Consider the following 5,660-nt stretch of genomic DNA (forward strand, 5'->3'; position numbering starts at 1 on the left):
CCAACCGATTCGCGGCCTCATCCAACTCGCCGTAGGTCATGACACGGCCCTGACACGTCAGCGCCACCGCCTCCGGAGCCCGCGCCACCTGCTCAGCGAACAACACCGGAATCGACACCGCCGGGCCATGCGTCTGCGTCAACACCGCCCGATTGCTCCACGCGTCGAGGCGGTCGTGCTCACCGGCATCGAGTAGATCGACCGACGAGAGTCGCCGTGTGGGATCGGCTGTCATGAAAGCCAGTACCCGCCGGAATCGCTCGATCAGCGTTTCGATGCTTGCCGCGTCGAAGGCGTTGGTGTCGAACTCGACGCGTAGCCCGAGTTCGCGACCCGGCAGGGCCATCACGGAAAGCGGGTAGTGGTTGTACTCGCGGTTGGTGAACTCGGTGACGGCCAGCTCATGCACCCCCGAGAACACGCTGGCGTCGAATGGGTAGCTCTCGTACAGGAACAACGTGTCGAACAGTCGGTCATGGCCCGCGACGTGGTGAATTTCGTTGAGCGCCAAGTGTTCGTGCTCGAGAGTGTCGTTGTGGCCGCGTTGCAGTTGGTCGAGCAGGTCGGCCACGGTGGTGGCCGCGGTGGTGCGCGCTCGCACCGGAACCGTGTTGATCAACAGACCCACGATTGATTCGGAGCCGGCCAACTCCGGTGGCCGCCCTGAGACCGCGGTGCCGAAAGCTACATCATGCCGGCCAGTCTGAATCATCAACATCTGAACCCACGCTGCTTGCAGCACGGTGTTGACGGTGGTGTGACAGGACCGCGCCAACTCGCCGAGCGCCCGAGTCGTCTCGGCAGGGATCTGATAGGACTCGACGCGGCGCGGACCCGGCTGGGCCTGCGGAGCGACCAGGGTGGGGGTGTCGAAGCCGTCCAACACCGCCCGCCACGCCGCGCGGGCGGCGTCGCGATCCTGGTTTGCGAGCCAGCTGACGACATTGCGGTACGACGACGGGGCGGGCAGCCGCTCCCCGAAATAGCTCGCGAATATCTCTTGCAGCAGGATCGGCATCGACCAGCCATCGATCACGATGTGGTGGAAGGTGAAGACAGCTCGATGCTGATTCGCCGCGGTCCGGATGAGCGCGGCGCGGAAGGTCGGCCTGTCGGCCAGGTCGCGGACCGCGGCGCGCTCAGCAGCCGACAGCTGCTGAATCTCGTCGTCGGGGTTCCGGTCGTGTTCGCGAAGATCGAGATACCGCCACGCCATCACCGGGTGGGCCGGGATGATCTGCAGCGGCTCGCCGAACTGGTCGCAGAAGCGGGCCGCCAGATTCGGATGGCGGGCGACGACACTGTGCACCGCATCACGCAGCCGGTGCTGGTCAAGGCCGCCGGTGACGGTGATATCCAGCTGTACCGCATAGATATCGTCCCCGGACCCCTTCGCAATCGTGGAGTGGAAGAGCAGCCCCTGCTGGACGGGGGTCAGCGGCAGCACGTCGGCGATCTGGTACTGCTGGTCGAGTTCGTCGATCTGCGACTGGCTCAGCACAGCCGGTGCGACATCCGACGGGGTCAAGCCGCCGCCACCGGTCCTGACATGTGCGCAGATGCCCTCGAGTGCGTCGAACCACAGCCGGCTCAGCCGCTGGATCTGAGCCTCGTCGACCGTCGATGGCGCCCAGGTCCAGGTGGCCTGCAGGCGCGGTCCGGCGTCGGTGTCCACGGTGCCGGCGTTGAGATCAACGGTGTGCATCAACGGCATGGGCACCGCCGAAGCCGCCCCGGCGGACGACCAACTGTCCTGACTGACCCGCCATAGCTCATCCGACAGATCGCCCGCGCCCGCGCCTAGACGTCCCAAGTAGTTGAAGCCGATGGTTGGATCCGTCCCGGCCAGCTCAACGTCGGGGTTCAAATAGCGCAGCAGTCCGTAGGTCAGCCCGTCCGGCAGGGCACGCAGCTGCTCCTTGGCGTCTTTGATGACGTGGCCCAGTGCGGCGTCGCCTGCTGTCACCTGCCCCCACGACAATTCGCCCGCAGCCAACGAGACCGGGTACTTGGTGGTGAACCACCCGACCGTGCGCGAGAGGTCGACGTCGTCGGCCAGCTCCTCGTGGCGGCCGTGGCCCTCCACATCGATGCCGATCGGTCCCCCGCCATTGCCCAGCAATTCGTTCCAGGCCAACCCGAACGCAATGAGCAGAATGTCCTGCACCCCAGCGTGGAACGCCGCAGGCACCTCACCGAGCAACTGGCGGGTCGCCGCGGCATTCAGCGACACTGCCATCGACTCGGCAGTGGCATAGGTGTCCACCGCCGGTTGCACCGCCGGCAACGCCGCCGGCGTCGCCAGCACCTGCCGCCAGGTGTCGGCCTGTTCCACCACCGCGGGGTCGAGTGCATGCTCAGCCAGTAGCGCCGACCACCGCGCAAACGACGTCCCGCCCGACGGCAGCACGATTGGCTGGCCGCCGTGATGCTGAGCCCACGCAACGTTCAAGTCTTCCAACAGGATTCGCCACGACACCCCGTCAACGGCCAAATGATGGACGATCAACGCCAACTCGCCGGTGTCGGGCGCCCAGACTGCGCTGAGCATCGCCCCGATGGCGGGGTTCAACCGGGAGCGGGCCCCCACCAACACCTCATCAGACAACACGTCAACCGTCTGTACGCATGCAGCGGCATCGACCGAACCGGGCTCGGGCACCGTCAACGACCAACCGCCTGCGCCGTCGCGCTCAGCCCTCAGCCGCAACGTCGCGTGTCGATCCAGCAGGGCCTGCACGATGATCTCGACATCGCCCCGGGTTACCCCCTCCGGGGCGTGCACCACCACCGCCTGGTTGAACTCGTCGACCGGGCCATCCACGCCGTGCAGCCAACCCATGATCGGGGTGGCCAGCACCGGACCAGTGCCCTCGTCGATCACGCCGTCGGCACCGTCCGCAATTCCGGCGACCTGGGCCAGTCGGGACACGGTCTGCTCGACGAAGACATCGCGCGGCCGGCACACCACACCGGCGAGACGGGCCCGCGCCACCACCTGCATCGACAGGATGCTGTCCCCGCCCAAGTCGAAGAACGAGTCGTCGACCCCGACCCGCTCAACGCCGAGCACCTGAGCGTAGATGCCGGCCAGGATCACTTCGACGGGGGTGGCCGGGGCTCGGTATTCGTCACCGGTGGCGCGGTATTCGGGTGCGGGCAGGGCCCGGGTGTCGAGTTTGCCGTTGACCGTCAACGGCAACGCCGCCACCACCACGACCACCGCCGGAACCATGTACGTGGGCAACCGCTCAGCCAGCTTCGCTCGCGCCGCGCCAGGATCTGCTGTCCCAGTGATGTAGCCGACGAGGCGCTTATGCCCGGGCCGGTCCTCACGGGCGATCACCGCCGCCTGATCAACGCCGGCCAATGCGGCCAGAGCGGCTTGCACCTCACCCAGCTCGATGCGGTAGCCGCGGATCTTGACTTGCTCATCAGCGCGACCCAGGTACTGCAGCTGTCCATCGTCGTCCCACCGCACCAGATCTCCGGTGCGATACATCCGCGCTCCAGGCCCCCCAAACGGACACGCCACGAACCGCGACGACGTCAACCCGGACCTGTGCACGTAGCCGACAGCCACTCCACGGCCAGCCAGATACAACTCCCCGACCACACCCGCCGACACCGGCCGCAACAACTTGTCCAGCACGAACAACGCCGCCCCCGGCACCGGCGAACCGATCGGCACCACAGCCGAACCCGCCGTCAACGGCCCGCTCATCGCCGCATAAATCGTGGCCTCGGTCGGGCCGTAGGCGTTGATCATGACCCGACCGCTCGTCGCCCACCGATCTACCAGCTCGCTCGGGCAGGCCTCACCGGCCACCACCAGCGTCGTCGACTCCAACCGCTCCGGAGACAACATCCCCGCCCCCGACGGGGTCTGGCACAACACCGTCACCTTCTCGGTGACCAACACGTCGTGCAGATCATCCGGCGAACTCGCCACCGACTCCGGCACCACCACCAGCCGGCCACCATGCAACAGCGCGCCCCAGATCTCCCACACGGAGACGTCGAACACCAACGAATGCCACTGCGACCACACCTGTCCCGGCCCGGCGGGCAGATCAGCGTGTAACGACTCCACCAACTGAGTCACATTGTGATGGGTGACCGCCACCGCCTTGGGCACCCCGGTAGTCCCCGACGTATAGGTCATGTATGCCAGGTCATCGACCGCCGGCCCCGGCAAGACGGTGCTGGGCTGAGCTTCGATGCGGGGGTCATCGACGTCGATGACAACCACTTCGGATCCGTCCAGCCGCGCACGCAGTTCCGCCGTCGTGATCGCCGCCACCGGCGCAGCATCGCCGAGCATGAACCCGATCCGCTCATCCGGATGCGCCTGGTCGATCGGTAGATACGCCGCCCCCGTCTTGAGCACCGCCAAGATCGCCACGATCGCCTCGGCAGAACGCGGAATCAGCAACGCCACGGACTCACCTGGGCCAGCGCCAAGGCCAACCAACAAGTGCGCCAACCGATTCGCAGTGTCATCCAAGTCGCGGTAGGTCAGCAGGAGATCCCCGCATACCAGCGCGACCGCCTCCGGGGCGCGGGTCACATGGGCGGCGAACAGCTCGGGAATCGTCACCGCTGCGGGCCCGGGCTCAGTCAATACGGCCCGATTACCCCACTCGTCCAGCTCGTCGTGGTCGTCGTCATCGAGCAGATCAATGGACAACAACCGCCGTGAGGCGTCGATACTCATGTTTCCTCCCCCATCTCAGGAGTCATGGCCACCAGCACGCGGCGCAACCGCTCGATCAACTTGGCAATCTTCGCCGCAGTGAACACAGCGGTGTCGTACTCGAAGCGCAGGCTCAGTTCCTCGCCGGGCACGGCTTGCACCGCAAGTGGGTAATGCGTGTATTCGCGGCTGACGATGTCGGTGATGGTCAACTCGGCGTCGCCATCCAAGGCGCCGGTGTCCATCGGGTAGTTCTCGTAGGCGAAAACGGAGTCGAACAATTGGTCGAGACCGGTGACGCGGTGAATCTCGTTGAGCGCCAAGTGCTGATGCTCGAGGGTGCGATTGTGGGCGCTCTGCAGCTGCTCCAAGAGATCTTCGATGGTGGTCTCACCGGTGATGTTCGCCCGCACCGGCACCGTGTTGATCATCAGACCCACCATCGAGTCCGCGCCGGCCACCTCGGCCGGCCGCCCCGAGACCGCAGTGCCGAATACGACATCGTGCTGGCCGGTCACCGAGTACAACAGCTGCGCCCACGCGGCCTGCAGCACGATGTTGACGGTGGTTTGGCACGAACGCGCCAACCCACCCAAGGCCTGCGTGGTCTCGGCAGAAATTTGCAACGATTCGTAGCCTCGCCGACCCAGGCCCGCCCGGTCCGGCGGACCCACCAGGGTCGGAGTGTCAAAACCGGCCAGCACAGCACCCCAGGCCGCGCGGGCGGCGTGCAGGTCTCGACCGGCCAGCCAGGTGACGAACCTGCGATAGGGCACCGGCGCGGGCAGCCGATGTCCGTAGTAGCTGGCGAAGATCTCCTGCAGCAGAATCGGCTTTGACCAGCCGTCGATGACGATGTGGTGATTGGTCAGCACGAACCGGTGCCGGTCCTCGGCGATGCGGATCAACGTGACCCGGAAGACCGGTCCGTGGGTGAGGTCGCAGACCGCGGCGCGCTCGGCAG

2 protein-coding genes are annotated in these 5,660 nt (G+C 66.3%); both read right to left on the bottom strand.

Translation table 11 applies throughout. The annotated features are described in order from the left end of the window. The coding region (locus QOI01_RS23750) for an amino acid adenylation domain-containing protein (RefSeq protein WP_526385313.1) at positions 1-4,717 on the bottom strand (4,717 nt) is incomplete at its 3' end. Then, on the bottom strand, positions 4,714-5,660 hold a 947-nt coding region (locus QOI01_RS23755), incomplete at its 5' end, for a condensation domain-containing protein (protein ID WP_526385315.1). The genes QOI01_RS23755 and QOI01_RS23750, both read right to left, overlap by 4 nt.

It is taken from the genome of Mycobacterium sp., from assembly GCF_032162605.1.
Classification (GTDB): domain Bacteria; phylum Actinomycetota; class Actinomycetes; order Mycobacteriales; family Mycobacteriaceae; genus Mycobacterium.